General features: G+C 70.0%; 24 protein-coding genes, 2 pseudogenes and 1 riboswitch. Of the genes and pseudogenes, 10 read left to right on the top strand and 16 right to left on the bottom strand.

All coding sequences use genetic code 11. The annotated features are described in order from the left end of the window. Window positions 1-12: 12 nt before the first annotated feature. From ACFYZJ_RS22510 to ACFYZJ_RS22540, 7 genes are all read right to left on the bottom strand, one after another. The gene (locus ACFYZJ_RS22510; protein ID WP_388570711.1) at window positions 13-1,110 is read right to left on the bottom strand and encodes an ABC transporter ATP-binding protein; all 1,098 of its coding nucleotides are present in this window, start codon (window positions 1,108-1,110) and stop codon (window positions 13-15) included. Next, complete coding sequence (locus tag ACFYZJ_RS22515) at window positions 1,107-2,105, bottom strand: ABC transporter permease (RefSeq protein WP_388570712.1); 999 nt, start codon at window positions 2,103-2,105, stop codon at window positions 1,107-1,109. The genes ACFYZJ_RS22510 and ACFYZJ_RS22515 overlap by 4 nt, the downstream gene beginning before the upstream one ends. A 109-nt stretch (window positions 2,106-2,214) precedes the next feature. After that, on the bottom strand, window positions 2,215-4,005 hold the full coding sequence (locus ACFYZJ_RS22520) for an ABC transporter substrate-binding protein (protein WP_388570713.1): 1,791 nt from the start codon (window positions 4,003-4,005) through the stop codon (window positions 2,215-2,217). A 70-nt stretch (window positions 4,006-4,075) separates the two neighbouring features. Next, window positions 4,076-5,083 (bottom strand): ABC transporter permease, encoded by a 1,008-nt coding sequence (locus ACFYZJ_RS22525; RefSeq protein ID WP_388570715.1) that lies wholly within the window; start codon window positions 5,081-5,083, stop codon window positions 4,076-4,078. A 320-nt stretch (window positions 5,084-5,403) separates the two neighbouring features. Further along, the gene (locus ACFYZJ_RS22530; RefSeq protein WP_388570778.1) at window positions 5,404-6,159 is read right to left on the bottom strand and encodes an enhanced serine sensitivity protein SseB C-terminal domain-containing protein; all 756 of its coding nucleotides are present in this window, start codon (window positions 6,157-6,159) and stop codon (window positions 5,404-5,406) included. A 228-nt stretch (window positions 6,160-6,387) separates the two neighbouring features. Continuing rightward, on the bottom strand, window positions 6,388-7,179 hold the full coding sequence (locus tag ACFYZJ_RS22535; protein WP_388570717.1) for an enhanced serine sensitivity protein SseB: 792 nt from the start codon (window positions 7,177-7,179) through the stop codon (window positions 6,388-6,390). 102 nt (window positions 7,180-7,281) lie between these two features. Beyond that, a complete protein-coding gene (locus ACFYZJ_RS22540) occupies window positions 7,282-7,974 on the bottom strand; it encodes an AAA family ATPase (RefSeq protein ID WP_388570780.1) in 693 nt (230 codons plus the stop codon). 170 nt (window positions 7,975-8,144) lie between these two features. After that, window positions 8,145-8,257: riboswitch (glycine riboswitch) on the top strand. A gap of 185 nt (window positions 8,258-8,442) precedes the next feature. Between ACFYZJ_RS22540 and gcvT the strand changes: the two genes are divergently transcribed. The 8 genes and pseudogenes from gcvT (at window position 8,443) to ACFYZJ_RS22580 (ending at window position 15,541) form a co-directional block, all read left to right on the top strand. Then, entirely contained in the window at window positions 8,443-9,564 is a 1,122-nt protein-coding gene (gene gcvT, locus ACFYZJ_RS22545; RefSeq protein WP_388570718.1) for a glycine cleavage system aminomethyltransferase GcvT, read from the top strand. A gap of 109 nt (window positions 9,565-9,673) precedes the next feature. After that, the gene (gcvH, locus tag ACFYZJ_RS22550; protein ID WP_388570720.1) at window positions 9,674-10,051 is read left to right on the top strand and encodes a glycine cleavage system protein GcvH; all 378 of its coding nucleotides are present in this window, start codon (window positions 9,674-9,676) and stop codon (window positions 10,049-10,051) included. A 15-nt stretch (window positions 10,052-10,066) separates the two neighbouring features. Then, the gene (gene glyA / locus ACFYZJ_RS22555; protein ID WP_388570722.1) at window positions 10,067-11,329 is read left to right on the top strand and encodes a serine hydroxymethyltransferase; all 1,263 of its coding nucleotides are present in this window, start codon (window positions 10,067-10,069) and stop codon (window positions 11,327-11,329) included. A gap of 59 nt (window positions 11,330-11,388) precedes the next feature. Next, window positions 11,389-12,756, top strand: a complete 1,368-nt coding sequence (locus tag ACFYZJ_RS22560) for an L-serine ammonia-lyase (RefSeq protein ID WP_388570724.1) — start codon at window positions 11,389-11,391, stop codon at window positions 12,754-12,756. A 263-nt stretch (window positions 12,757-13,019) separates the two neighbouring features. Beyond that, entirely contained in the window at window positions 13,020-13,244 is a 225-nt protein-coding gene (locus ACFYZJ_RS22565) for a hypothetical protein (RefSeq protein WP_388570726.1), read from the top strand. A gap of 106 nt (window positions 13,245-13,350) precedes the next feature. Continuing rightward, a pseudogene (locus ACFYZJ_RS22570) lies at window positions 13,351-13,727 on the top strand (transposase); the annotation flags it as partial. Window positions 13,728-13,853: 126 nt separating this feature from the next. Further along, on the top strand, window positions 13,854-14,885 hold the full coding sequence (locus ACFYZJ_RS22575; RefSeq protein ID WP_388570727.1) for a phosphatidylinositol-specific phospholipase C domain-containing protein: 1,032 nt from the start codon (window positions 13,854-13,856) through the stop codon (window positions 14,883-14,885). A 98-nt stretch (window positions 14,886-14,983) separates the two neighbouring features. Continuing rightward, window positions 14,984-15,541, top strand: coding sequence for a glycoside hydrolase family 25 protein (locus ACFYZJ_RS22580; protein WP_388570728.1), 558 nt, complete (start codon window positions 14,984-14,986; stop codon window positions 15,539-15,541). Window positions 15,542-15,653: 112 nt separating this feature from the next. Here the strand turns inward: ACFYZJ_RS22580 and ACFYZJ_RS22585 are convergent. Beyond that, window positions 15,654-16,322, bottom strand: a pseudogene (locus tag ACFYZJ_RS22585) (NADPH-dependent F420 reductase); the annotation flags it as partial. A 27-nt stretch (window positions 16,323-16,349) separates the two neighbouring features. Then, the gene (locus ACFYZJ_RS22590) at window positions 16,350-17,144 is read right to left on the bottom strand and encodes a FadR/GntR family transcriptional regulator (RefSeq protein ID WP_388570730.1); all 795 of its coding nucleotides are present in this window, start codon (window positions 17,142-17,144) and stop codon (window positions 16,350-16,352) included. A gap of 197 nt (window positions 17,145-17,341) precedes the next feature. On the opposite strand from ACFYZJ_RS22590, the gene ACFYZJ_RS22595 reads away from it, so the two are divergent. Then, window positions 17,342-19,066 carry a 2-isopropylmalate synthase gene (locus ACFYZJ_RS22595; RefSeq protein WP_388570731.1) on the top strand — a complete coding sequence of 575 codons (1,725 nt, stop codon included), beginning with the start codon at window positions 17,342-17,344 and terminating at the stop codon, window positions 19,064-19,066. Then, window positions 19,063-19,851: an ABC transporter ATP-binding protein gene (locus ACFYZJ_RS22600; RefSeq protein WP_388570732.1), complete on the top strand. Its 789-nt coding sequence runs from the start codon at window positions 19,063-19,065 to the stop codon at window positions 19,849-19,851. The genes ACFYZJ_RS22595 and ACFYZJ_RS22600 overlap by 4 nt, the downstream gene beginning before the upstream one ends. Before the next feature lie 45 nt (window positions 19,852-19,896). Here ACFYZJ_RS22600 and ACFYZJ_RS22605 read toward each other — a convergent pair whose 3' ends face one another. From ACFYZJ_RS22605 to ACFYZJ_RS22635, 7 genes are all read right to left on the bottom strand, one after another. Continuing rightward, complete coding sequence (locus tag ACFYZJ_RS22605) at window positions 19,897-20,109, bottom strand: EF-hand domain-containing protein (RefSeq protein ID WP_388570734.1); 213 nt, start codon at window positions 20,107-20,109, stop codon at window positions 19,897-19,899. 59 nt (window positions 20,110-20,168) lie between these two features. Continuing rightward, the gene (locus ACFYZJ_RS22610; RefSeq protein WP_388570736.1) at window positions 20,169-21,080 is read right to left on the bottom strand and encodes a MerR family transcriptional regulator; all 912 of its coding nucleotides are present in this window, start codon (window positions 21,078-21,080) and stop codon (window positions 20,169-20,171) included. A gap of 86 nt (window positions 21,081-21,166) precedes the next feature. Next, complete coding sequence (locus ACFYZJ_RS22615; RefSeq protein WP_388570737.1) at window positions 21,167-22,342, bottom strand: hypothetical protein; 1,176 nt, start codon at window positions 22,340-22,342, stop codon at window positions 21,167-21,169. Continuing rightward, window positions 22,342-23,124 carry a polysaccharide deacetylase family protein gene (locus tag ACFYZJ_RS22620; protein ID WP_388570739.1) on the bottom strand — a complete coding sequence of 261 codons (783 nt, stop codon included), beginning with the start codon at window positions 23,122-23,124 and terminating at the stop codon, window positions 22,342-22,344. Before ACFYZJ_RS22620 ends, ACFYZJ_RS22615 begins: the two co-directional genes overlap by 1 nt. A gap of 140 nt (window positions 23,125-23,264) precedes the next feature. Continuing rightward, the gene (locus tag ACFYZJ_RS22625) at window positions 23,265-23,768 is read right to left on the bottom strand and encodes an ATP-binding protein (RefSeq protein ID WP_388570741.1); all 504 of its coding nucleotides are present in this window, start codon (window positions 23,766-23,768) and stop codon (window positions 23,265-23,267) included. A 313-nt stretch (window positions 23,769-24,081) separates the two neighbouring features. Beyond that, window positions 24,082-24,849 (bottom strand): enoyl-CoA hydratase/isomerase family protein, encoded by a 768-nt coding sequence (locus ACFYZJ_RS22630; RefSeq protein WP_388570743.1) that lies wholly within the window; start codon window positions 24,847-24,849, stop codon window positions 24,082-24,084. A gap of 86 nt (window positions 24,850-24,935) precedes the next feature. Beyond that, window positions 24,936-26,237, bottom strand: a complete 1,302-nt coding sequence (locus ACFYZJ_RS22635; protein WP_388570745.1) for an Ig-like domain-containing protein — start codon at window positions 26,235-26,237, stop codon at window positions 24,936-24,938. Window positions 26,238-26,339 lie beyond the last annotated feature (102 nt).

Below are 26,339 nucleotides of genomic sequence, written 5' to 3' on the forward strand. Positions count from 1 at the left end.
TGGGGTTCTCGCTCACAGCTTCGGCGCAATCTCTTCGGTCCAGATACGCTCCCGCTGCTCCTGCGACATGTGGCAGGCGGCCCAGTGCCGGCTGCCGACCTCGGTCAGCTCGGGCCGGACGGTGCGGGTGACGTTGTCCTTCGGGACGTCGGCGTACGGGCAGCGGGGGTTGAAGGCGCAGCCGGACGGGACGTTGATCAGGGAGGGCGGGGAGCCCTTGACCGGGATCAGGCGCTCCTGCTGCTCGCGGTCCAGGCGCGGCATCGAGCCGAGCAGGCCCCAGGTGTAGGGGTGGCGGGGCTCGTAGAACACCTTGTCGGCCGGGCCGCGTTCCACGCAGCGGCCGCCGTACATCACCAGGAGGTCGTCGGCCAGTTCGGCGACGACGCCCAGGTCGTGGGTGATGACGATGACGGCGGAGCCGAACTCCTTCTGCAGATCGCGGATGAGGTCGAGGATCTGCGCCTGGACGGTCACGTCCAGAGCGGTGGTCGGCTCGTCCGCAATCAGCAGCTCGGGGTTGTTGACCAGCGACATCGCGATCATCGCGCGCTGGCGCATACCGCCGGAGAACTCGTGGGGGTAGTTGTCGACCCGCTTGTCCGGCTGCGGGATGCCGACCCGGTCGAGCATCTCGATCGCCCGCTTACGGGCGGTCTTCTTGTCGACGTCGTGGTGGATGCGGTACGCCTCCACGATCTGCTGGCCGATCGTGTAGTACGGGTGCAGCGCGGACAGCGGGTCCTGGAAGATCATCGCCATCTCGCGGCCGCGCATCTTGCGCACCTGGTCGGGATCGGCGGACAGCAGCTCGGTGCCGTTCAGCCAGATCTCGCCGGAGATCCGCGCCTTGCGCTTGCCGTACTGGCCGGCGGTGTGCAGGCCCATGATGCCGAGCGAGGTGACGGACTTGCCGGAACCCGACTCGCCCACGATGCCGAGGGTCTTGCCCTTCTCCAGCTGGAAGCTGAGCCCGTCGACGGACTTCACCAGACCGTCGTCGGTCGGGAAGTGCACCTTGAGGTCGCGCACTTCGAGGAAGGCGGTGGGGGCGGGCGAGCCGTCGGTGGGCTCGCCCACGGCCGCTGCGCTCTTGCCGATGTCGGTCATGCGAGCCTCACTCGGGGGTCGATCACGGCGTACAGAACGTCCACGACGAGGTTGGCGATGAGCACCGCGAGGGAAGTGATCAGCGTGACGCCCAGGATGATGGGCAGGTCCTGGTTCTTGATCGCGCTCAGCACGGCCTGGCCGAGACCGGGGATGCTGAACGTGGTCTCGGTGAGGATCGCGCCACCGATGAGGGCGCCGAGGTCCATGCCGAGCATGGTCAGGATGGGCGTCATCGTGGAGCGCATGGCGTGCTTGCCGATGACGACCTGCTCCGTCAGGCCCTTGGCCCGGGCCGTGCGGATGTAGTCCTCACCGAGGATCTCCAGCATCGTGGCGCGGGTGATGCGGGCGTACATCGCGGCGTACAGGAAGGCCAGGGTGATCCAGGGCAGGATCATGCCGCCGAGCCAGCCGGAGAAGCTGTCGCTGATGGAGACGTACTTGCCGTCGATCCAGTGCAGCCCGTAGCTGAAGATCGCCAGCGAGAGCAGACCGGTGAAGTAGATCGGCAGGGAGACACCGCTGAGCGCGACGACCATCGCGCCGCGGTCCCACAGGCTGCCCCGCTTGAGTGCGGAGAGCACACCCGCCGCGACACCGAAGACCAGCCACAGCACGGCGGCACCGAGCGCGAGACCCAGGGTCACCGGGAAGCGGTCGGTCAGCACCGGCCACACGGCCTGCTCACTGCGGAATGAGTAACCGAAGCACGGCGCGGCACAGTGGGTGACATCGCCACCGGCCGCGTAGGTGCGGCCCACGAAGATGCCCTTGAAGAAGTGCCAGACCTGCGCGTAGACCGGGTCGCTCAGACCCAGCTTCTCCCGGACCGCGGCGACGGCGTGGGGGTCTGCCTGCTTGCCCACGAAGCTCGTGGCGATGTCCACGCCCGCCCACTTGGGGACGAGGAAGAAGATGCTGAAGACCACCAGGATGATGACCACCAGCATCACTGCGGCGGCGAACAGCCGCCTGGTGAGGTAAGCGAGCACAGCTTACGGCCCGCCGCGGACCGCGGGCCCCCGGAGTCTTCCGTGGGCCCGCGGTCTCGCCGCGCCGGCCTTCACCTGCCTTTCGTGCCGTACGGCGGGTGTGCCGGATTTACTTCGAGGACTTCAGGCCGATGTTGACGAAGTCGTAGTAGCCGCTGTACGCGTTCGACGTGTACACGTTGGCCACACGCGAGGAGCGGATGTTGAGGAGCCGCTCGAACGTGAAGGGCAGGTAGTACGCGCCCTCCATGACCTTGTGGTTGATCTCGGTGGAGATCTGGGTCTTCTTCGAGTCGTCCAGCGTGGTGCTGTACTGGTCGAAGAGGCCGTCGATCGTCTGGTCCTTGATCAGGGCGTAGTTGTTGTTACCGCTCTGCAGGATGGCCTTGCTGTCCCACAGCGGGTAGCCGTAGCCCTGGACGGTCGGGAAGTCCGGACCCCAGCCCATGACGATGATGCCGAGCTTCTTCTTCGCGACGTTCGAGGGCGAGCCGATGATGCCCGGGGACTGCGAGCCGTCGTACTGGTAGATGTCGGCGTTGATGCCGACCTTCTTCAGCGCGGCCTGCAGGGACTCGGCGGTGGCGACTTCCTGCGACTTGTTGTTGCGGACGGCGATGGTGGTGGAGAAGCCGTTCGGCTGGCCGCAGGCCTTCAGCTCCTGCTTGGCCAGGTTCACGTTGCCGTTCTTGTTGGCACCGGCGATCTGGTACGGGTCGTACTTCTGGCCCTCGCCACCGGCGACCGACGGCGGGAGCATGTTGGTGCCGATGTCACCACCGGCGATGGGGCCACCGCGGGCGGTCTGCAGCGACACGTGGTCGGCGGCGTAGATCACGGCCTTGCGGCAGTGGAGGTTGTCGAACGGCTTGACGCTCTGCGGGAAGACCGCGTACCGGATGAAGCCGGAGACCGGGTTGTCCAGGTTCGCCTTGTGCTCCTTCAGGGCGATCTGGCGGCCCTGCGGGCCGAGGCCGGTCTGGCTCGCGTCGATGTCGTAGTCGCCGTTGATCAGGCGCTGGTCGGAGTCGGCCTGGTTGGTGGAGATGTCCAGCGTGATCTGGTCCGGGTAGGCCTTGCGGACCGGGTCCGAGGACGCCTTCCAGCTGGCGTTGCGGACCAGGGTCAGGTTCTTGCCCGGGGTGTACGACTGGAACTTGTACGGGCCGGAGGAGAACGGGTGCAGGCCGTACTTGGACTTGGTGTCCATGTCCTGGCGGACCGGGGACGACACGACCATCGCGAGCACCTGCAGGAAGTCCGAGTTGGGCTGCGGGAGGTGGAAGACGATCGTCTTGGCGTCCGGCGTGTCGACCGCCTTCAGGCCCAGGTGGTCCTTCGAGGTGTCCTTGTAGGGGCCCTTGTAGGTGTTGTTCGGGTCCAGCATCGCCTGGAGGTAGGGCGGACCGCCGGAGAGGACGTCCTGGGCCCAGGAGCGCTCGATGCCGTACTTGATGTCCTGCGAGGTGATCGGCTTGCCGTCCTCCCAGGTGATGCCGTCGCGCAGGGTGAACGTGTAGGTCTTGCCGCCGTCCGTCACCTTGCCCATGTCCGTGGCGAGGTCCGGGGTGAGCTGGGCACCCTCGGCACCCGGCGCGGTCTTGTAGGTGAGCAGCTGACGGCTGTAGTAGCGGGCGAAGTCCCACATGAAGCCGTAGTAACCGCGCGTGGTGTCCCACGAGTCGGCGTCCTGCGTGCTCACGAACTTCAGGGTGCCGCCCTTCTTGACCAGGTCGGCCTGGGCAACCTTGTTGTTCGCCGCGTTGAAGCCGGCCGCGCCGTTCTTCGAGCCGCTGTCGCCGTTGCCACCGCCGCACGCCGCCGTGGTCAGCAGCCCGGCGACCACTACGGCAGCGGCAAGGGCCTGCTTGCGCCGCCCTGAGGTGCGTTGGGTAGTCACGATCTCGGATCCTCCGGATTTGATGAGAGACCCCGTGGATGAGCTCACGGGACGCTTGGGGTACGGCACTTCAGCGCGATCCCTTCGGGTCGAAGGCGTCCCGCACGCCGTCACCGAAGAGATTGAAGGCCAGAACCGTGATGAAGATCGCCACGCCCGGGATGACCATGTACATGGGGTCCGAGTCGTAGTAGTCGATCGCGCTCGAGAGCATCTGGCCCCAGGAGGACGTGGGCGGCTTGACGCCCACACCCAGGAAGCTGAGCGCCGCCTCGGTGAGGATGTTGGTGGGGATCATCATCGTCGTGTACACGATGATCGGCGCGATGAGGTTGGGCAGGAGCTCCTTGAAGAGGATGTAGAACCGCCCGGCGCCGAGCGAGCGGGCCGCCTCGACGTACTCGCGCTCGCGCAGGGAGAGCGTCTGACCTCGCACCACGCGACCGATGTACGGCCAGCCGAAGAAACCGATGACCAGGATCATCACGAAGACGCGCACGCCCGTGCCGGTGAGGCCCAGCATCGCGTTGGGCATGACGGAGACCAGCGCGATGATGAACAGCAGCTGCGGAAAGGCGAGCAGGCCGTCCATCACACGGCTGATGACCGAGTCGACCCAGCCGCCGAAGAAGCCCGCGAGGATACCGAAGAGGGTGCCCAGGACCACCGCGACCACGGCGGACAGGAAGCCGACGAGCAGCGAGATCCGGGCGCCGTAGAGGATGCGGGCGAAGATGTCCCGGCCGTTGACCGGTTCGACGCCGAGCAGGTGGTCACCACTGATGCCCCCCAGGGACCCCGTGGGCGTACTGAACAGCGGATCGATCAGGTTCTCGTGGTAGACGTCCGGGTCCTGTCCGACCAGGTGCGCGATCACCGGCGCGAGGATGGCGATCACGATGAGGACGAGCACGACGATGCCACCCGTCAGGGCGAGTTTGTCCCGCTTCAGGCGCTCCCAGGCGATCCGTCCCAGGGACCGGCCCTGAACGGCCTTCGCGTCGGTGGCGGCAGCCGCTGCTTCCTCGGCCGCCCCCGGGGCCGCTTCCGCAGTCGGCTCGTGCAATGGTGCCGTCATCTGGCAGGGACCCCTCTCAACCGGCGATGGCCGGCCCGCACTTGCCGCGGTGGCGGCATGAATCAGTCCGTCGTACACAGGGGCGAACCCCTTGAAGCGGGAGTCTTCAACGCTTCGGCGATCAGTGGCCAGACTTGACGGTGAAAGGATGCATAAACGTGATGCGGACTGGGGAGATCCGTTATCCGGACAGCCGGTAACGCGGTGCGGACAGCAGCAAATGGGGACACACCGCAGCAGAGAGGGGTCAACCGCCCTCATCTACGCGCGAAGAAGAGGTCCGGGTACCGAACCCGTCCTCCGCCCGGAGAGTAGGGACGTCAGTACACCCCGCGTGCCGGCGGATAGCCGTAGCCGCCCGCAGCGGGCGCCGCTGCCGGGGCGTGGGCTTCGCGGTCGTAGAACGGACGAGCGTTGACGCGCAGCCACATCGCCACCGGGTCGTGTTCGTCGGACAGCGCGACCGTCGACACCGGCAGGCCCTCCGGGACGGCCGTGACGGACTGCTGCATCATCGCGCGCACCGAGTCGACGGCCGGCGGTGAGGTGTCGTAGACGTCCAGGCCGATCGCCAGGTACGGGGCGCCGAGGGACGGTTGCACCCAGGCGCGGCGCAAGGAACGCACGGCGGGGGTGCGGTGGGCGTTCTGCGTGAGGAGGGCGTAGAACTGCGGGATCTCGATGGCCGGTTCCGACAGCCTCAGGGGGCCCGCGGGCTGGCGCTCCAGGCCGGTGGCGATGCGGCGCAGGTCCAGCCAGGGGATGCCGACCCCGCCGCCGGGCGCGTGCGGGTTCAGCCACAGGCCGTAGTGGCCGGGGTAGAGGGCGCGGGCCACGTCGGCGCCGTCGATCACCTCGTAGGAGCGACTCCAGCCGCTGGCCGAGAGTTCCTGTGCCGAGGTGACGCAGGGCGCGTAGCCATGGCCGTCCACTTCCATGGTCGCGTACTGGGCGTCGGGCGAGCCGGACTGGCCGTGCCACAGCAGCATCCAGACCCTGCCCGTGGACGGGGTCGCGAGCGCGCGCAGGAGCGCCTCGTAGGCGTCGTAACGCCCGGGCGTCACCTGGCGCAGCATGTGCTCGACGCTGGCGCTGGCGCTCGCGCTCACCTGTCGTACCGCCTCTTCTGGAAGTTGCGCGTTGGGGAACAGCTTAAGCGCCACCCGGTCGGGGCCTGCTGCCCCGGCCGGTCGCGGTCGTTCGTGGTCGGTCGCTCCCCGAAGCCTCGGCCGCGCCCGGACAGGAAACCCCCGTCGCGGCGCAGCCGCACATCGACACAGCCCGGCGCCCTTGTCGGGGCTGCCTCAGTAGCCCTGCTGATAGAAGGGCCGGACCTTCTCCTTCATCCAGTCGGCCACCGGGTCCTGGGCCACGTCCAGCAGGACCAGATTGACCGGCCACTTGACCGCCACCTTGGCCAGGGCGCGGCCCAGGGCGTCCAGTGGGAGGGCACGCAGGTCGCCCTCCCACTGGGAGAGCTCCACGCCGATGAACAACACCGGGTCCGCCGTCTCGACGGCGGCGAGGCAGCGGCGTGCCGTGAGGACCACGCCGGCCGCCGTGAACTCGGCGGACGCGGCGGCGAGGAAGTCCACCGGGTCGTCCTGCCAGTCGGGCTCGAAGAGGCGGACGCGGCCACCGGTCGTGGGGCCGTCCAGCGGGGTGCGTCCGACGCGGCAGAGCTCGGCCACCGCGTCCGGAGGCAGGGGTATGCCGACCACGCCGCCGGGGTTGACCGAGATACCAACCTGCGGCGGCAGCCCGCGGGCGAACTCGACGGCGGGGGCGACGGTGAACGACATGTGCCCGCCGGCGACATGGCGGAACTGCTCCTCCGAGCTGAACACCGGGACGTACGCCTGGCCCTCGATCTCCAGCGTGGGCAGGTCGAGGGGGCCGCTGTGCGGGCCACCGCCGTTCGGCAGCGGCACCCACAGGTAGCTGCGGCCGAGCACCTCGACGATCCGGGCGCCCGCCGAGGGGATGCCGAGCGAGGCGGAGAGCACCTCCTCCAGCTCGTTGCCCGGCCATCCGCCGTGCGGATGGGGGTGCGTCTGTGCGGGGAAGTCCGCGGGAAGGTCCGCCGGGAAGTCCATGTGCCTACCGCCTGCCGAGTACCACTGGTGTGGCGAAAAGGCTAACGGCTCCGCGGGCGCGGCGATTCGTTCCGCCCCTCCCGCCCGGTCCGCGAAGGCGTTTCATTCCGCCCCGTCCACCCGGTCCGCGAAGTCGATCCGGCGCAGCACGTCCGCCGCGTCCCGGTCCAGAAGGACCGCCGAACCGCAGCCCTCCGGGAACCGTCCCCGCTCGACGGCGCGCAGCAGATGGCGGGTTGCGCTGCGGTGGCGCAGGAAGGCGTACCGGGAGACGCATCGGCCCCTCTCGCGCTGGCCGTCCAGGGCGGTGTCGGCGGTGACGTCGAGCAGGAGCAGGTGGAGCGTGCCGCCGCGGCGCCGGGCCTCGCGGGCCAGCCAGGTGCGCACCCAGGTCTGGGTGCCGCAGTCGTGCACGACGACTCCGGTGCCGGCCCGCAGGGCGCGGCGCAGGCCCGCGTAGTGCGCGAGGCGGACCAGGGGGCGGTAGACCGCGTACGGCAGGAAGCGGGCCAGGCGCGCGTCCCAGCGGTCGCGGGTGTCCTGGGAGTCGACGCGGGCGCCGCGTACCGCGCGCCGCATGAGGGTGGACTTGCCGCTGCCGGGCAGGCCGGTGACCACGACGAGGTCGCGGGCGCCGAAGGTGAGCCCGTACGGGCTGCGGCCGCCGCGGTCGCGCAGGTCGCGGACCACCGGCGCGGGCACCCGCGCGTGGGCCCGCCGGGCCGGGGCGCCGGACTGCCGGGGTACCGCGATGCCCGTGGTCGTGGCGTACGCCGTCGTCCTGTTCACCGTGATCGTCCTCCCTTGCGGTCAGGAAGTCCCATCCCCGCCGAGTGTAAAGAGAAGGTAATGGACGGTTTCTCGTGGTGGTGTCCGCGTACTGCCACAGGCCGGTCACAAGTGCAGCCCTGCCGGGATCGGGCGAGGCGTGCAATGATGTGCGCGCCAACTGCATACCGGCCGCTTGAATCCGCGCGGGAGAGTTCCGGGGACGTACGGGGTTGCGTACGTGGGCCCGGGCGCCGAAGGAGCAAGTCCCTCCCTTGAATCTCTCAGGCCCCGATACCGCGCGGGCGAGGCACATCTGGAAAGCGGGCTGCTTCTCGGTGGCTCCACCCAAGGTGCAAGCCGTGACGTCCCGCCGCGCGGGTGTTCATGGCGAACCTCTCAGGTTCCGATGACAGATGGGGAGGACCGACCTCGCCCTCCCCCACGCTCGAATGCGCTCGCGCGGGGGGACCCCACGCCCTGGGAGCACAACCGATGAGCAGCAGTAGCCCCCTGCGCCGTACCGCGCTCGATGCCCTGCATCGTTCGCTCGGCGCGACGATGACCGACTTCGCCGGCTGGGACATGCCCCTCAGGTACGGCTCCGAGCGTGACGAGCACGTCGCCGTGCGTACCAAGGCGGGCCTGTTCGACCTCTCGCACATGGGCGAGATCACGGTGACCGGGCCCGAGGCGGACCGGTTCCTCAACCACGCGCTGGTCGGCGACATCGCCTCCGTCCGCGTGGGCCGCGCCCGCTACACCATGATCTGCCAGGAGGACGGCGGCATCCTGGACGACCTGATCGTCTACCGGCTGGCCGAGAACGAGTACATGGTCGTCGCCAACGCCTCCAACGCCCAGGTGGTGCTGGACGCGCTCACCGAGCGCGCCGCGGGCTTCGCCGCCGCGGTGCGCGACGACCGGGACGCGTACGCGCTGATCGCCGTCCAGGGCCCCGAGTCCCCCGGCATCCTGAAGTCCCTGACCGACGCCGATCTCGACGGCCTGAAGTACTACGCGGGCCTGCCCGGCACGGTCGCGGGCGTCCCCGCGCTCATCGCGCGCACCGGCTACACCGGCGAGGACGGCTTCGAGCTGTTCGTCGCGCCCGAGCACGCCGAGAAGCTGTGGCAGGCGCTGACCGAGGCGGGCGCGCCGGTCGGTCTGGTCCCCTGCGGGCTGTCCTGCCGGGACACGCTGCGCCTGGAGGCGGGCATGCCGCTGTACGGGCACGAGCTGAGCACCTCGCTGACGCCCTTCGACGCCGGGCTCGGCCGGGTGGTGAAGTTCGAGAAGGAGGGCGACTTCGTGGGGCGTGCCGCGCTGGAGGCGGCCGCGTCCCGTGCCCAGGAGAACCCGCCGCGCGTCCTCGTCGGGTTGATCGCGGAGGGCCGCCGCGTACCGCGGGCCGGGTACCCGGTCGTCGCGGGCGGCGAGGTGATCGGCGAGGTCACCTCCGGGGCGCCCTCCCCCACGCTGGGCAGGCCGATCGCGATGGCGTACGTCGACGCCGGGCACTCCGCGCCGGGCACGCCCGGGGTCGGGGTGGACATCCGGGGCAGCCACGAGCCGCACGAGGTCGTGGCGCTGCCGTTCTACAAGCGCCGGAAGTAGGCCCTCGGCGGGCAGGTGACGTGATTCCGCGCACCTCCGCCGTGCCCACGCACGTCTTCAGCAGTACTCCCTTCACCACCACTCCCCCGCGTACAGGAGAATTCAGGTCATGAGCAACCCCCAGCAGCTGCGCTACAGCAAGGAGCACGAGTGGCTGTCGGACGCCGAGGACGGCGTCTCGACGGTCGGCATCACGGAGCACGCGGCCAACGCGCTCGGCGATGTCGTCTTCGTCCAGCTCCCGGAGGTCGGTGACACGGTGACCGCGGGCGAGACCTGCGGCGAGCTGGAGTCGACCAAGTCGGTCAGCGACCTCTACTCCCCGGTCAGCGGTGAGGTCACGGAGGTGAACGAGGACGTGGTCAACGACCCGTCGCTGGTGAACTCCGAGCCCTTCGAGGGCGGCTGGCTGTTCAAGGTACGCGTGTCCGAGGAACCGGCCGACCTGCTGTCCGCCGACGAGTACGACACCCACATCGCCGGCTGAGGAGCACCCGCGCAGATGACCCTTCTGAACACGCCCCTGCACGAGCTCGACCCGGACGTCGCCGCCGCGGTCGACGCCGAGCTGCACCGCCAGCAGTCCACCCTGGAGATGATCGCCTCCGAGAACTTCGCCCCGCTGGCGGTCATGGAGGCGCAGGGTTCGGTCCTCACCAACAAGTACGCCGAGGGCTACCCGGGCCGCCGCTACTACGGCGGCTGCGAGCACGTCGACGTCACCGAGCAGATCGCCATCGACCGGATCAAGGAGCTGTTCGGCGCGGAGTACGCCAACGTGCAGCCCCACTCCGGTGCCTCCGCCAACCAGGCGGCCCTGTTCGCGCTGGCCCAGCCCGGCGACACCATCCTCGGCCTGGACCTGGCGCACGGCGGCCACCTGACCCACGGGATGCGGCTGAACTTCTCGGGCAAGCAGTTCCACGTGGTCGCCTACCACGTGGACGAGACGGGCCTGGTCGACATGGCCGAGGTCGAGCGGCTCGCCAAGGAGCACCGCCCGAAGGTGATCATCGCCGGCTGGTCGGCGTACCCGCGGCAGCTGGACTTCGCCGAGTTCCGCCGGATCGCGGACGAGGTCGAGGCGTACCTGTGGGTCGACATGGCACACTTCGCGGGCCTGGTCGCCGCCGGCCTCCACCCGAACCCGGTCGAGTACGCGGACGTGGTCACCTCCACGACCCACAAGACCCTCGGGGGCCCGCGCGGCGGCATCATCCTCGCCAAGAAGGACTTCGCGAAGAAGCTGAACTCGTCCGTCTTCCCGGGCTTCCAGGGCGGCCCCCTGGAGCACGTGATCGCGGCCAAGGCGGTGTCCTTCAAGATCGCCGCCACGGAGGAGTTCCGGGAGCGCCAGCGCCGTACCGTCGAGGGCGCGAAGATCCTCGCCGAGCGGCTGACGGCGGCCGACGCCCGCGAGGCCGGCGTGAACGTGCTGACCGGCGGCACGGACGTGCACCTGGTCCTGGTCGACCTGCGTGACTCCGAGCTGGACGGGCAGCAGGCCGAGGACCGCCTGCACGAGGTCGGCATCACGGTCAACCGCAACGCGGTCCCGAACGACCCACGCCCGCCGATGGTCACCTCCGGCCTGCGCATCGGCACGCCCGCCCTCGCGACCCGCGGCTTCCAGGCCGAGGACTTCGCCGAGGTCGCCGATGTGATCGCCGAGGCGCTCAAGCCCTCGTACGACGCGGAGGCCCTGAAGGCCCGGGTGAAGGCCCTGGCCGAGAAGCACCCGCTGTACCCGGGTCTGAACAAGTAAGTCCCCGGTGGGGCACCCGGGGAAGGGTGCCCCATCACCCCCTGTCTTGAGGAGTGACCGTGGCCATCTCGGTCTTCGACCTGTTCTCGATCGGCATCGGCCCGTCCAGCTCCCACACGGTCGGCCCGATGCGCGCGGCACGCATGTTCGCGCGGCGACTGCACAACGAGGGCCTGCTGCCCTCCGTCGCGTCGGTGCGGACGGAGCTGTACGGCTCCCTGGGCGCGACCGGGCACGGCCACGGCACCCCGAAGGCGGTGCTGCTCGGCCTGGAGGGCGCCTCGCCGCGCACGGTGGACGTGGAGACGGCGGACGCCCGAGTGGAGGCGATCAGGACGGGGGGCCGGATCAATCTCCTGGGCGAGCACGAGATCGCGTTCGACTTCGACAAGGATCTGGTGCTGCACCGCCGCAAGGCGCTCCCGTACCACGCCAACGGCATGACGATCCGGGCGTACGACGGCACGGGCGCCGAGCTGCTGTCGAAGACGTACTACTCGGTCGGCGGCGGCTTCGTCGTGGACGAGGACGCGGTCGGCGCGGATCGCATCAAGCTGGACGACACGGTCCTGAAGTACCCCTTCCGCACCGGTGACGAGCTGCTCCGCCTCACGAAGGAGACGGGCCTGTCGATCTCCGCTCTCATGCTGGAGAACGAGCGGTCCTGGCGCACGGAGGAGGAGATACGCGCCGGGCTGCTGGAGATCTGGCGCGTCATGCGGGAGTGCGTCCAGCGCGGCATGTCCCGCGAGGGCATCCTCCCCGGCGGTCTGAAGGTGCGCCGCCGCGCGGCCGTCACCGCGCGCCAGCTGCGCGCCGAGGGCGACGCGACGGCCCGCGCGATGGAGTGGATCACGCTCTACGCGATGGCGGTGAACGAGGAGAACGCGGCCGGCGGCCGGGTCGTGACCGCCCCCACGAACGGCGCCGCGGGCATCATCCCGGCGGTCCTGCACTACTACATGAACTTCGTCCCGGGCGCCGACGAGGACGGCGTGGTCCGCTTCCTGCTCGCCGCGGGAGCGATCGGCATGCTCTTCAAGGAGAACGCGTCCATCTCCGGCGCGGAGGTCGGCTGCCAGGGTGAGGTCGGCTCGGCCTGCTCCATGGCGGCTGGTGCGCTGGCCGAGGTGCTCGGCGGCACCCCCGAACAGGTGGAGAACGCGGCCGAGATCGGCATGGAGCACAACCTCGGCCTGACCTGCGACCCGGTCGGCGGTCTGGTCCAGATCCCGTGCATCGAGCGCAACGGCATGGCTGCGGTGAAGGCGGTCACGGCGGCCCGGATGGCGATGCGCGGTGACGGCTCGCACAAGGTCTCCCTCGACAAGGTCATCAAGACCATGAAGGAGACCGGCGCGGACATGAGCGTCAAGTACAAGGAGACGGCGCGGGGCGGGCTCGCGGTGAACATCATCGAGTGCTAGGCAGGTAGGCCCTGACCAGCGCGTTCGTGTCTTTCAGCGCTGTCGGGGCCTTCCCTGCTCACACGGCGGAAAGTCCCGGCTACATGAGCTCGTCGAAGACGCCGAAGCCGAACACGGGCCGGTCGACGAAGCTGCCGTCGACGCCAAGCGAGCCCTCCTGCGCGGTGACACGGCGGGCTCGGCGGACGCCGCATAGCGGCACTCTCGTCCTGGACTGCGAGGGCCTGTCCAAACTCTTGGGGTCCCGGGCTTCGACGAGTGGCGTGGTCCAGCACGAACCGGGTGTCCGCGGTGCGGACAGCGAGGGCCTTGGCGATCAGGGCATCGTCGATGTCGCCGGTGATGGCGAAGGTTTCCACCCGGCCGCCGGGAAACTCGACTTGGTCAGCGTCGTAGGTGTGGTCGATGGCCACGACCAGGTAGCCGTGGCCGGCTGGTTCCTCGATCGGAACAGTGCCGAGGCTACGGTCGCTGCGCAGGCCCGGTGAGTGCAGGACGACCGGCCTCCCGCACCGGCCGCGCTCAACCGGGGCGGCCGGGTGGGCGTGCGTGGTCGGCAGCAGCAGCGTGCCGGGCGGGATGCCCTGTTCCCCCCTGGACGTCGCCCTGGCGGTCGTACTGGGCGGGGACTGCCCCGCGGACGTCGCGATGCCACGGTGTGAGCCGGCCGCCCTCGGCCCGGTCGCCTCCGACCCGACCATCTCCCGCCTGATCGACACCCTCGCTGCCTCCGGCGAGAAAGCCCTGCAGGCCATCCGGTCCGCACGGTCCGAAGTCCGTAACCGCGTCTGGTCGTTGGCCGGCGAGAACGCCCTGACCGCAGACGGCCAGGTCATCATCGATCTCGACGGTGTCCTCGTGATCGCGCATTCCGACAAGGAGGACGCGGCCGCGACCCGGAAGAAGGCCTACGGCCATCACCCCTGACCGCCTTCGTCGACCACGGACCGGGCGGAACCGCCGAGCCCGTGAACATCATCGAATGCTGACGCGATTCTTGTTCCTGTAGCGCCTCAGGTTCCTCCAGGGGCTACCGCACGGTAACCACTCTCTCCTACGCTGCCGCCAACTCGGCGACGACAAAAGGGAGTTGGACCATGCGTGTGGTGAGACGGTCTGCGGCGCTGCTGGGTGCCGCGGCGATGCTGGTGGTGCTACCGGGGAACGCCCACGCGGCGTCCCCCACGTTCGCGGACGCGACCACGATCGGCACGCACAACGCGTACGAGAAGGACAAGTACACATACTTCGCTCAGGCCCTCGACTCGGGGGCCTCACTTCTGGAACTGGACGTCTACACGGACAGCATCAGCAAGCGCTGGCGGGTCAGCCACAGCAATCCGTTCGGCGACGACAACAACTGCGAGGCCGCGAAGAGTCCGAGCGAGCTGTACAGCAAGAACCGCAACCAGGACCTCGGCAGCTGCCTCGACAACATCGCGGCCTGGCATCAGCTGCACCCCGACCACCGGCCGATCGTCTTCAAGGTGGAGATGAAGAACGGCTTCAACAACAACGGCGGCCTCGGACCGGACGAGTTCGACGCGCTGGTCGCCTCGAAGCTCGGCAACATCGTCTACAAACCGTCCGACCTGCTCGGCTCCACCTACTCCACGCTCGACGCGGCCGCGAAGGCGAACGCCTGGCCGTCGCGGGACGCCCTCAAGGGCAAGGTCGTCTTCGAACTCATCCCCGGTACGGTCGAGATGAAGAACCCGTTCGACCACTACTGGACCGACCGGGAGTACGGCGACCACCTGCACAACCTGTACGCCGCCGGGAACATCTCCAAGGCCGAGGCCTTCCCCGCCGTTCTCGGCGCGGCCTCCGGCGACCCGCGCGCCGGCCGCTACGACGCCTCCATCCGCCCGTGGTTCGTGTTCTTCGACGGCGACGCGGCGACGTACGTCAACAACGGCTACGACACCGCCTGGTACGACGACAACCACTACATCCTGATCATGACGGACGCGGCCGGTGTATCCCCGGCGATCTCGTCCACCAGTCCGACGGACGCCGAGGTCGCGGCACGCCTGTCGCTGCTCGCCCACGACCACGCCAGTGTGATCACCTCCGACTGGTCGACGAAGTCGGCGTCGGTCCTCAGTTCGGTGGCCGACCGGGGCTGACGTCCCGGCGCAGGGGGCATACCACCCGTACAAAGGTGACAACAGGCATCGATCCGTGTAGATACCTGTTCCCCCCACCACCTCTTGAGGGAGCCCCCATGCTGCGAGGCATCGACGTCAGCGCGTACCAGTCCTCCGCGTACGGCACGGACGGCCTCTCCTTCGTCTTCGTCAAGGCGACGGAGGGGCTTTCGTATGTGAACCCGAAACTCTCCGCCCAGACGAAGACCGCCCGGGACGCCGGTTGCGTGGTCGGCTTCTACCACTTCCTGTGGCCGGGCGACATCACCGCCCAGGCCGAGTACTTCGTCGGCAAGGCTCCGGAGCGGGCGGGCGACCTGCTGGCCGTGGACTGGGAGACGACCGGCGACGGGACGCACGCGAGCAACGCGGAGAAGGACGCCTTCATCCGCAAGGTGAAGCAGCTCCGCCCGGACAACCGCGTGCTGCTCTACACCAGCCGCCACTTCTGGCTGACCATCGACACCACGTCCTACGCCGGGGACGGCCTGTGGATCGCCGACTACGTCACCGCGGGCAAGCCGCGTATCGAGGCCTCGTGGCGCTTCCACCAGTACACGTCGGACCCGGTGGACCAGAACGTGGCGAACTTCGCCGACAAGGCGGCGCTCAAGGCGTGGGCGCAGAACGCCTGACCCCGGCCACCGCCCTGCGGGCCCAGGCGGAGCAGTGTTTCGCGCAGTTGACTGCCGGTGACCGCCGCGGTCCCGCGCCACCGCGGGCAACCGAACGGCGGTGAGCAAACGCCTACGCGCGGAATTCCGCAGGCCGCTCGGGCGACGCCTGTTCCAGCGCCTTGGTGACCTCGGCCAGGCCGGCACGCAGGCCGTAGACCGGAGTACCGGGCTGCTGGCGCCAGGAGTCGTCGATGCCGCCCGCGTCCACCGTGTCGAAGCCCAGCTCCTCGAGCAGGGCCCTGACCTTCGCCTTCGCCGACGCGTCATCGCCCGCCACCGGCAGCGCCATGCGGTCGGGGGCTCCGGCCGGGCGGGGACGGTCCAGGATGTCCTGGGCGTAGGTGCCGTTGAAGGCCTTGATCACGGGGTGGCCGATCTGCCGTTCGGTCCAGCGGCTCTCGGTGAGGCCCTCGTCCTCGATCGCCGCGATCCTGCCGTCCCGCTCCCTGGGGTAGTAGTTGCCGGTGTCGATCACGGCGACGCCCTCCGCCGCGCCCTCCAGCAGCCCGGAGGGCAGGTCGGGTACGGCCTTCACCGGGATCGTGATCACAACGATCTCGGCGCCGCGGGCCGCGTCCCGCACCGTGACAGGGGTCGCGCCCGTCTCCTCGGCGAGTGCGGCGAGCGTGTGCGGGCCGCGGGAGTTGGCGACGGAGACGTCGTGGCCGAGGGCGGTGAGCCGCCGGGTCAGGTTGCCGCCGATGTTGCCCGCGCCGATGATGCCGATCTTCATGACTCGCCTCGCCCTTCCGGGGGTCGGTGTCCTTCACAGCCTCTGCCGGGCGTGTCCAACCCCGGCGCGCGGCGAACTATTCCGGTCCGTGGCGAACGGGTGACGTCGACTCGCGGCCTGCCCGGGGCGGGTGTCGGGGGCCTGCTCCCGCAGCAGGGCGAGGGTCCCCTCGAGTTCTTCACCCAGTACGGTGCCGGCCGCCTCCGCGTCCCCGTCGGTGACGGCCCGTACGAGGGCCGCGTGGGAGTCGTCGCCCGTGTTCGCGTCCTGGTCGCGCACACGGGTCAGGGACAGCATGTCGATGAGCGCTTCGCGCAGGGCGGGGGTGAACTCGGCGAACAGGTCGGCGAGTACGGGGTTGTGCGCGGCGGCGACCACCGCCGTGTGCAGGGCGATGTCGGCATCGACGAACGCCGCGTCATCGGCTGCGGACGCCGTGCGCCGGCCCGCCAGGGCGGCTTCCATCGTGGCGATGTCGTCGGGGGTGCGGCGGTGCGCGGCCAGGCGGGCCGCGTGGACCTCGACCGCCATGCGGACCTCGTAGACGTCCGTCACCGCCGCCCGCCGCAGCCGGGTGGGCCAGTCCTCGACGGGCTCGGTCGCGATGACGAAGACGCCGGAGCCGTGGCGCGGCTGCACCAGCCCGGCCCCGGCCAGCGCGCGCAGCGCCTCCCGGACCGTGGAGCGGCCCACGCCGAGTTCCTTGGCGAGCGTGGTCTCGCCGGGCAGCCGTGTGCCGACCGGCCAGTGGCCGCCGGTGATCTGTGCGCGCAGCCGGTCCGCGGCCTGTTCGACCAGCGGGCTGGGGCGGACGGCGTCGAGCGGCATGGCGGTGTCACCAACTTGTCTGAGGAGTAGGGCGGTTCGCACTTGTCTGAGGAGCTGTGCAGTGGATAGCGTACCGGCATGACGCTGCGCGGTCTCCTTCTCCTCGGCTGCCGCGGCGGGGTTTGATCGCGACCGGCGCCCCGCCGCGGGGTGCCGTGCTGCCGGTCACCGTCCGACCGAGCCGAAGGCAGCAGACGATGACCACCACCCACGAGACGCCGGTGTGGAATCCCCAGCGTCCCGGGCCCATGCCGTACCACCGCTACCGCCCCTTCCACGAGCGCGTGCACGTCCCCGTCGAGGACCGGAACTGGCCCTCCGCCCGCATCGAGCGCGCACCCCTGTGGGTCCCCGTCGACCTGCGCGACGGCAACCAGGCGCTGGCCGAGCCCATGGACACGCCCCGCAAGCGCCGCTTCTTCGACCTGCTGGTCGCCACCGGGTTCAAGGAGATCGAGGTCGGTTATCCGTCCGCGAGCCGCACCGACTTCGGTTTCGTACGTCACCTGGTGATCACCGGAGCCGTCCCGGACGACGTCACGCCCGTCGTCTTCACGCCCGCGCGCCCCGACCTGATCGACACGACGTTCGACGCGATCGAGGGGCTGCCGAGGGCCGTCGTGCACCTGTACATCGCGACCTCCCCGGTGTGGCGCGAGGTGGTGCTCGGGCGGGGCCGGGCCGAGGTGTGGCGGACCGTACGGGAGGCGGCGACGCGCATGGCGCGGAACGCGGGGAGGATGCCGTCCTCGTACGTCCGTTTCCAGTTCTCGCCCGAGACCTTCAACCTCACCGAGCCGGACTTCGTGCTGGAACTCTGCGACGGGCTGACCGAGTTGTGGGACGCGAGCCCCGACCGGCCGGTCACGCACAACTTTCCCGCGACCGTCGAGATCGCCACCCCGAACGTCTACGCCGACCAGATCGAGTACGTGCACCGGCACCTCGCGCGCCGGGACGCGGTGATCCTGTCCGTGCACCCGCACAACGACCGCGGCACGGGAGTGGCCTGCGCCGAACTCGCCGTCCTGGCTGGAGCGCAGCGGGTGGAGGGCTGCCTCTTCGGCAACGGCGAACGCACCGGCAACGTCGACCTGGTGACCCTCGCCCTGAACCTCCACGCCCAGGGGGTCGATCCGATGCTCGACTTCCGGGACCTGGACGCGGTCCGTGCGACGGTCGAGCACTGCAACCGCCTGCCGGTGCACCCGCGCCACCCGTACGCCGGCGCCCTGGTCCACACCGCGTTCTCCGGCACGCACCAGGACGCGATCAGCAAGGGACTCGACCATCACGCGCGCGTGGCGGCCAAGTCGGGTGTGCCCGAGGGCGAGGCCCCGTGGGCGGTGCCGTATCTGCCGATCGACCCGGCCGATGTGGGGCGTTCGTACGAGGCGGTGATCCGGGTCAACTCGCAGTCCGGCAAGGGCGGTGTGGCGTATCTGCTGCGCACGCACGCGGGCATCGACCTGCCGCCCCGGATGCGGCTCGACTTCTCACGCATCGTCCAGGAGGCCACGGACGACAGCGGGCGGGAGGCGACGCCCAAGGAGGTGTACGAGCTGTTCCGGGCGGCGTATCTCGCGGAGGGCGAGGTGCGGCTGGCCGCCTGGTCGACGCATCCGGAAGCCTCCGGCAGGCACCGTTTCGTCTGCACCCTGGAGACCGACGACCGCACCGGGGACCACGAGGGCACGGGCACCGGCCCGCTGACGGCCTTCACGGACGCCCTGGCCGGCGCCGGGTACACCGTCCAGGTGCTGGACATCGCCGAGCAGGCGGGCGTGGACGGGGACGTGGTCGCCTACGCCGAGTGCCGCGTCGACGGCACCACGGTCTGGGGCGCGGGCCGGGACATCTCGCCCGTCGCGGCGTCGGTCCGGGCCGTGCTCTGCGCGGTGAACCGGGCGGCGGCCCGGTGACGGAGGTGCTGCGGGCGGAGGACGTCGATGTCGTACGGGACGGGCGGCCGATCCTCCAGGAGGTGTCCCTCACCGTCCGGGCCGGCCAGCACTGGGCCCTGCTGGGCGCGAACGGCGCCGGCAAGTCCACCCTGCTCGGCCTGCTCGGCGCCCTGATCCACCCCACCCGGGGCACCGTCGAGGTCCTCGGGCGCCGTCTGGGACGCGTCGACCTGCGGGAACTCAGGTCCTCGGTCGGTCACGTCAATCCGCGCCATCCGCTGACCTCGCCGCTGCGGGTGCGGGACGTGGTGCTGACGGGGCTGACCAACTCCGTGGAGCCGCTGCCCCGGTGGCGGCCGGCGCCCGAGCAGGAGCAGCGGGCCGAAAAGCTCATCCGGGCCCTGGGGCTCACGGACCACCGTGAGGCGCGCTGGCCCACGCTCTCCCAGGGTCAGCGCGGCCGGACCCTGATCGCCCGCGCGCTCATGCCGCAGCCCCGGCTCCTGCTGCTGGACGAACCGGCCACCGGCCTCGACCTGCCGGGCCGGGAGCAGCTGATCGGCGCGCTGGAGGAGCTGCGCCTGGCCCATCCGCACCTGGCGACGGTCCTGGTCACGCACCACCTGGAGGAGCTGCCGCCGGGCACCACGCACGCCGTGCTGCTGCGCGAGGGCCGGGTGCTGGCTCTGGGCCCGGTCGCCGAGGTGTTGACCGGCGACCAGGTCGGCAAGTGTTTCGACCTGCCGCTCACGCTGGAGCGCCGGGACGGGCGCTGGAACGTGCGGGTCAGCCGCCACGCATGACGAAGGGGGGCGCCGGCCCGCAAGGACCGGCGCCCCCGCACCGCGTCACTTGTTCAGGTGCGTCCAGAACTCGTGGAAGGACAGCACCTTGTCGCCGTTGAGGTCGCGGGACTTGATGATGGCCTCGGCCACTGCCTCGGTGACGTTCCAGTCGCCCCCCTGAGCCAGGGCGGTCTTGAACTCGGTCGTGGTGATGAAACCGTCACCGTCCGCGTCGATCCGCGCGAAGTGCTTGCGTGCTTCCTCGATGTCCGCCACCGGTCCGCCCCTTTTGTGTCGCGTTGTTCTGTCGTGTCGTCGTACTGACGCAGGTCAGACTAACGGCCCGCGCGAGCCCTCAGTGCGGCGACCACCCAGGCGAACTCCTCCTGGTGCGGAGGCTGGGGCTGGTTGTTGACGACGGACATCAGTTCGCGGTAGCGGGCGACCCGTTCGTCGAAAGCCGTCTCCATGCGCTCCCGCACGGCGGCCCGGTCGGTGTCGCCGAACAGGTCCCGCAGCACGGCGTCGGCCTCGGGCGCCTCAGGTGGGATGCCCCGCTCACGTGCCCGGCCCGCCAGTTCGACAAGCCGCTTGGCGAACCACAGGGACGCCCCGGGGGGAACGTCGGGCCGCCGGTCGGCCGCGTTGAACTCGGCCGCCTTCCGCATCTGCGCCCGGAACTCCGGGTCCTGCAACATCTCGGCCAGCTCCACCCAGGCGTCGACCTGCTCGGGCGTCGGGTCGTCGGGCAGGTCGGCCGCCGTGCGGCGCATCCGCTCCCGGATCTCCGGGTCCACCGCGTCCAGTCCGTGGAGCATCTCGTCCACGAACCCGTCCACGATCCGCTGCCGCTCCGCCGCCGACAGCCGCGCCAGTTTGTTCATCAGGGTCATCTCCTCCGCGCTCGATCCCCGTCGCGCCACCGTCGACAGCACCGCCCTGGTCACCCTCAGCGCCCGGATCTGCGCGTCCAGGGCCGCCACGTGCGCGGTCGCCACCTCCGCGACCGTCCGCTCGCCCGCCAGCACCCCGCGCACGTCGGCCAGGCCGAGGCCCAGTTCACGCAGGGTACGGATCAGCTCCAGGCGTGCCACGGACGCGGCGTCGTACAGCCGGTAGCCGCCCGTGGAGCGGGCCACCGGGGGCAGGACGCCCTCGTCGGACCAGTAGCGGATGGTGCGCACGGTCAGTCCGGTGGCGCGGGCCAGGTCGCCGATGGTGAAAAGGCCGGTGCCGTCGTCGATCACATCTGCGAGTCTGGGCCTTCCAGTGGGTGGAGACTCAAGGAGGTCGTGCCGCCCGCGGGCTGGAGGTCCTCCGTAGGGCGGCGGCGTCAGCGGAAGACGCCCGTGTGGCCGAGGGAGTAGCGGCCCGGTTGGGGGTAGACGGCGAGGCCGTGCGGGCCGCTGCCCACCCTGATCCGGGCCAGTTGCCGGCCGGTCTTCGTGTCGATGGCGTACACCTCGGAGTTGTAGCGGCCGGACAGCCACAGCACCTTGCCGTCGGCCGAGACACCGCCCATGTCGGGGCTGCCGCCGTTCGGCAGGCGCCACTTCTTCGTCAGCCGGTTCTCCTTGAAGTCGAAGACGGAGATGGTGCCCTCGCCCCGGTTGGAGATGTACATCTCGCGGGAGTCGCGACTGACGTAGAGCCCGTGCGCGCCCTTGCCGGTGGGCAGGAAGGACGGCTCGGCGAAGGTGTCGCCGTCCAGGATCCACATGCCGTCGGCGACCATGTCGGCGATGTAGAACCTCTTGCCGTCCGGAGAGACCTTGACGTCCTGCGGCATGGCGCCGCGGTGCGGCAGCTTCTGCCGGCCGATCACCTTCATCTTCTCCGTGTCGACCTTGAGCAGTTCGCCGCTGAACTCGCAGGAGACGATGAAGTAGCGTCCGTCGAGCGAGAAGTCGGCGTGGTTGACGCCGTAACAGCTCACCGGGACCGCCTTCTTCACCTTCATGGTGTGCGCGTCGCGGAAGACCAGCTGACGGTCCTTGGAGGCCATCACCACCGCGTACTTGCCGTCCGGTGTGAAGTACAGGTTGTAGGGGTCGTGCACGGCGACCGGCTCGCCCGCCTCGCCGGTCCTCGGGTCGATGGGGGTGAGGGAGTTGCCGAGGTCGTTGTTGACCCACAGCGTCTTCAGGTCCCAGGACGGCACCACGTGCTGGGGCTGGCGGCCGACCCGGATCGTCTCCATGACCTTGTACGTCTTCGGGTCGATGACGGAGACGGTGTCGGAGTTGGTGTTGGGCACGTACACCCGGGACGGGAAGTCCTTGACCACCGGGGAGAGCTGCCCCGGGCGGTCGGCGGCGTAGACGTCCTTGGGGTCGAGCACGGGCGGCATGCCCGGCAGTCCCTGGAGGGCCTGCGGCTGGGCGCGCTGAACGGGGGTCTTGGAGGCTGTGCCCTCGTCCTTCCTGTGGGGGGACCCGCTGCTGCAGCCGGCCAGCACGGCGAGGGCGGCGCCGGCGATCAGTACGCGCGTGACGGTCGTGGGATGCATCAGCTCAGCAACTCCGTGGTGGTCACCGCGGCGAGGCCGCGGTCTTTGAGTGCGTGCAGGATGTCGGGGAGGGCGGTGACCGTGTCCGGGTACCCGAAGTGCAGGCTCACCACCGATCCGTTGCGGATCTCGTCGATGACCTTGCGGGTGACGGCGGCTGCGCCCGGTGAGGTGTAGTCGAGCGAGTCGACGTCGTACGACAGGATGTGCGGGTAGCCGGCGCGGCGGGCCAGGGATTCGACGAGCGGGGTGGCGCGCTGCGCCCGGGACGGGCGGAACCAGGCGCCGATGGCTCCGGTGAGGTGCCGCAGCCGCTCCGCGCATCCCTTGATCTCGGCGAATGCCTGCGGCTCGGACATGGTGGTGATGCCGAGGTGGCGCAGGGTGTGGTTGCCGAGGTCGTGACCGCCCTCCAGGATGCGGCCGGCGACCTCCGGGTGCTCGTCGAGCCAGGTGCCGACCGCGAGGACGGTGACTTTGGCGCCCGCCTCCTCGGCCGTGCGGAGGATCGACGTGGCGTAGGAGGGGTCGCCCTGGCCGTGGAAGGTGAGCGCAACCCGTGGGCGGTTGCGGGGACCGTTGGCGATCTGGGCGGGCTGCCCCGGCAGGGAGCGTGGGACGGGTGCGGCGATCGGGACGTGCGATCCGTTGGCGGAGCGCGTTCCGGTGGCGCGGGACGGAAGGGTCCGGTGGACGACGGTGTCGCCGGGGGAACAGGCGGCGAGGGCACCGGCGGCGGCGAGTCCCGCGCCGGCGCGCAGCGCCGCGCGACGGCCGGGCACGGTGCGAGCGGTGTCCGTCTGACGATCGGTCTCGCGGTCGGATGGGGAGGGAGGGACAGGCGTGGTCACTCTCCCCATTTAAGGACGGGTTGGTGGAGAAATCGACGATTTGACCTTTTCCTGGAAGGGGCGGGTCGCGGTCACCGGTCAGGGACCCGCATCTCGAACCAGGTGGTCTTGCCGCGGGGCAGCAGGTCGACACCCCAGCGGTCGGCGAGTTTGTCGACGAGGAACAGACCACGGCCGCTGATGTCGAGTTCCTGGACGGGCATCAGACAGGGTAGCCCCCGCGAGGGGTCGCGGAGCTCGACGCGGATCCAGCCGCGGCGCCGCCGCATACGTAACCCGAAGACGCGTGCGCCGGTGTGCCGCACGGCGTTCCCGACGAGTTCGGAGACGAGCAGGACGGCGTCCTCGGTCATGCGCGGGCCGAGCCCCCAGTGGCGCAGGATCACGACCTGGGCGAGCCGGCGCGCGGTGGCGGCGGATTCGGGCCGGGACGGCAGCGGCACATCGGTCTCGGCGGGGTTTCCGAACAACTCCAGTGCCTTGAGCGCCTGTTCGTCCTCGACCGCAGGCGACCAGCGTGCCGCGGTAGCACCTCCGTGCCGCCGCGGCGGCTCCATACCCTCCAGCCCCGCCATGGACCCATCATGGCCGCCCGGAGGGGGGCTCGGGGTCGTTACGACGGAATACGCCCCCCGGAAGCACGCATTCCTCACCATTCGGCCGGCATATGCCAAGCGCAATCCGAGGGCTGCGGCACCCCAACTGGCCTGCGACGACGGGCCAGTTGGGGGCAATCGCCGGTCGATCTCGACGCTCAGGCCTTAAGGCTGCCTTAAGGCTCCCATAATCCGCCCCATCGAGGGACGGGGAACAGGACGTCGCGTCAACTCCAGGTGCCACAAACGTGAGTTGCTGAACAATGCTCAGGTTACGGCCGCCTGGCAATCCTCACACGAACTTCGCCTTGCCCGGCCCCTCCTCCACGAAGCTGCGCATCCCGCGCTCGCGGTCCTCGGTCGCGAACAGGCCCGCGAACCAGGTGCGTTCCACCGCGAGGCCGGTGTCGATGTCCGTCTCGAGACCCGTGTCGATCGACTCCTTGGCGGCGCGCAGCGCGATCGCCGGCCCCTGCGCGAGCTTCGCGGCCCAGGCGTGCGCCTCGGCGTACACCTGGTCGGCCGCAACGACCCGGTCCACCAGACCCAGCGCCAGCGCCTCGTCCGCCTTGACCTGGCGCCCGGTGAAGATCAGGTCCTTCGCCTTGGACGGGCCGATCAACCGGGCCAGCCGCTGCGTGCCGCCCGCGCCCGGGATCAGGCCGAGCAGGATCTCCGGCTGCCCCAGCTTGGCGTTCTCGCCGGCGATGCGGTAGTCCGCGCACAGCGCCAGCTCGCAGCCGCCGCCCAGGGCGTAGCCGGTGACGGCGGCGACGACGGGCTTGGGGATGCGGGCGACGGCGGTGAAGGAGTCCTGCAGGGCGCGGGAGCGCAGGACCATCGCGGTGTGGTCCATGCCCTGCATCTCCTTGATGTCCGCGCCCGCGGCGAACACCTTCTCTCCGCCGTAGAGGACCACGGCGCGCACGTCGTCGCGGCGCGTGATCTCCTCGGCGAGTTCCTTGAGCCGGTCCTGGGTGGCGACGTCCAGCGCGTTCATCGGCGGGCGGTCCAGACGGAGGGTGCCCACGCCCTCGGCGACTTCGAGATGCACAGTCATGGGAGGAGGTTAACGGGGACTAACGACAGCGGGCCCGGTGTGCTCGCTCACAGCGGCGCACCGGGCCCGGTCACTGCGGATCGGCGTTACTTGATCCACTCGTCCCAGGGCATGTTCCAGCCGTTGAGCCCGTTGTCGGGCGCGACCGTGGCGTCGTGGGAGTTCTTCACGACGACGACGTCACCGACCATCGAGTGGTCGTAGAACCAGGCGGCCGCCACCGAGCTGTCGTAACCGCCCTTCACATCGCGCAGGCCGACACAGCCGTGGCTGGCGTTGTAGTTGCCGAAGGCGTCGCCGCCCCAGTAGTTGCCGTGGATGAAGGTGCCGGAGTCGGTCAGGCGCTGGGCGTGCGGCACGTCCTTGATGTCGTACTCGCCGCCGTAGCCCACCGTTTCGCCGTTCATCCGGGTCACCACCAGGCGCTCGCTGATGACCATCTGGCCGTTCCAGGTGTCGTAGCCGGGCTTGCCGGTGGTGACCGGGAGGGTCTTGACGACCTTGCCGTCCCGCTTGACGACCATCGTGTGCGCCTTGGCGTCCACGGTGGAGACCTGGCTGCGGCCGATGGTGAAGCTCACGGTCTTCGCCTGCTCGCCGTAGACGCCGGGGCGGCCCTCGACGCCGTCGAGGTTCAGGTTCACGGTGACCTTGGTGCCGGGCTTCCAGTAGTCCTTGGGCCGGAAGTCGAGGCGGTCGTTGCCGAACCAGTGGCCGCGGACCTCGACGGCGGGCTCGGTCTTGATGGTGATGGCCTTCTCGACGTCGGCCGGGTGGGTGATGCCCCGGGTGAACCGGACCGAGAAGGGCATGCCGACGCCGACGGTGGAGCCGTTGTCCGGGGTGTAGACGCCGACGAAGGTGTTCTTCGGAGTGAGCGTGGTGAACGAGGACTCCGCGGCGGAGGTCAGGCCCGAGGCGTCCTCGGCGACCGCGTGGACCTTGTACGTGGTGGCCGAGGCGAGGTGGGTCGACGGGGTCCAGGAGCTCCCCCCACCGGTGATGGTCCCGGCGATCTCGTGCCCCTTCGGGTCCTTGACCTCGACCTGGGTGAGTCTGCCCTTGGCGGCGGTCACCTTGAGGGCGCCGCTCGTGTCCACGTCCTTGGCTCCGTCCTTCGGGGCTATGGTGACGACGGCCTGCGACTGCTTGGCCGCCGCCTTGCCGGAGCCCTGGCCCTTTGCGTCACCGCCTCCCCCTCCCCCACCGCACGCGGTGACGGTCAGCAGGAGGGCACCGAGTATCAACGCAGGCAGCCCCGTGCGCCGCCGCCCTTCCCCTCGGATCGTTCGGATCGTTCGACCCGGGGGCGCCACAGCCGGAGCGCGTCCCTGCGTCTCTCTCACCCGGGCGCCAACCGCCGCCCCCGATATCGGTCGCCCGCTCACGTTCCCTCTCCCCTCGCACGGCCTGATCCCCTCAGGCCCCCCACTCCGGCGCATCCCGAACGCGCACTGCGCAAATCAATCACACCCCACGGCCCGAAGACT

It is taken from the genome of Streptomyces sp. NPDC001848 (genome assembly GCF_042891915.1).
Classification (GTDB): Bacteria; Actinomycetota; Actinomycetes; order Streptomycetales; family Streptomycetaceae; genus Streptomyces.

Coding starts and splice junctions, on each gene's coding strand:
- ACFYZJ_RS22510 (WP_388570711.1), bottom strand. CDS start 1,110: ATGACCGACATCGGCAAGAGCGCAGCGGCCGTGGGCGAGCCCACCGAC.
- ACFYZJ_RS22525 (WP_388570715.1), bottom strand. CDS start 5,083: ATGACGGCACCATTGCACGAGCCGACTGCGGAAGCGGCCCCGGGGGCG.
- ACFYZJ_RS22530 (WP_388570778.1), bottom strand. CDS start 6,159: ATGCTGCGCCAGGTGACGCCCGGGCGTTACGACGCCTACGAGGCGCTC.
- ACFYZJ_RS22535 (WP_388570717.1), bottom strand. CDS start 7,179: ATGGACTTCCCGGCGGACCTTCCCGCGGACTTCCCCGCACAGACGCAC.
- gcvT (WP_388570718.1), top strand. CDS start 8,443: ATGAGCAGCAGTAGCCCCCTGCGCCGTACCGCGCTCGATGCCCTGCAT.
- gcvH (WP_388570720.1), top strand. CDS start 9,674: ATGAGCAACCCCCAGCAGCTGCGCTACAGCAAGGAGCACGAGTGGCTG.
- glyA (WP_388570722.1), top strand. CDS start 10,067: ATGACCCTTCTGAACACGCCCCTGCACGAGCTCGACCCGGACGTCGCC.
- ACFYZJ_RS22575 (WP_388570727.1), top strand. CDS start 13,854: ATGCGTGTGGTGAGACGGTCTGCGGCGCTGCTGGGTGCCGCGGCGATG.
- ACFYZJ_RS22580 (WP_388570728.1), top strand. CDS start 14,984: ATGCTGCGAGGCATCGACGTCAGCGCGTACCAGTCCTCCGCGTACGGC.
- ACFYZJ_RS22590 (WP_388570730.1), bottom strand. CDS start 17,144: ATGCCGCTCGACGCCGTCCGCCCCAGCCCGCTGGTCGAACAGGCCGCG.
- ACFYZJ_RS22595 (WP_388570731.1), top strand. CDS start 17,342: ATGACCACCACCCACGAGACGCCGGTGTGGAATCCCCAGCGTCCCGGG.
- ACFYZJ_RS22615 (WP_388570737.1), bottom strand. CDS start 22,342: ATGCATCCCACGACCGTCACGCGCGTACTGATCGCCGGCGCCGCCCTC.
- ACFYZJ_RS22625 (WP_388570741.1), bottom strand. CDS start 23,768: ATGGCGGGGCTGGAGGGTATGGAGCCGCCGCGGCGGCACGGAGGTGCT.
- ACFYZJ_RS22630 (WP_388570743.1), bottom strand. CDS start 24,849: ATGACTGTGCATCTCGAAGTCGCCGAGGGCGTGGGCACCCTCCGTCTG.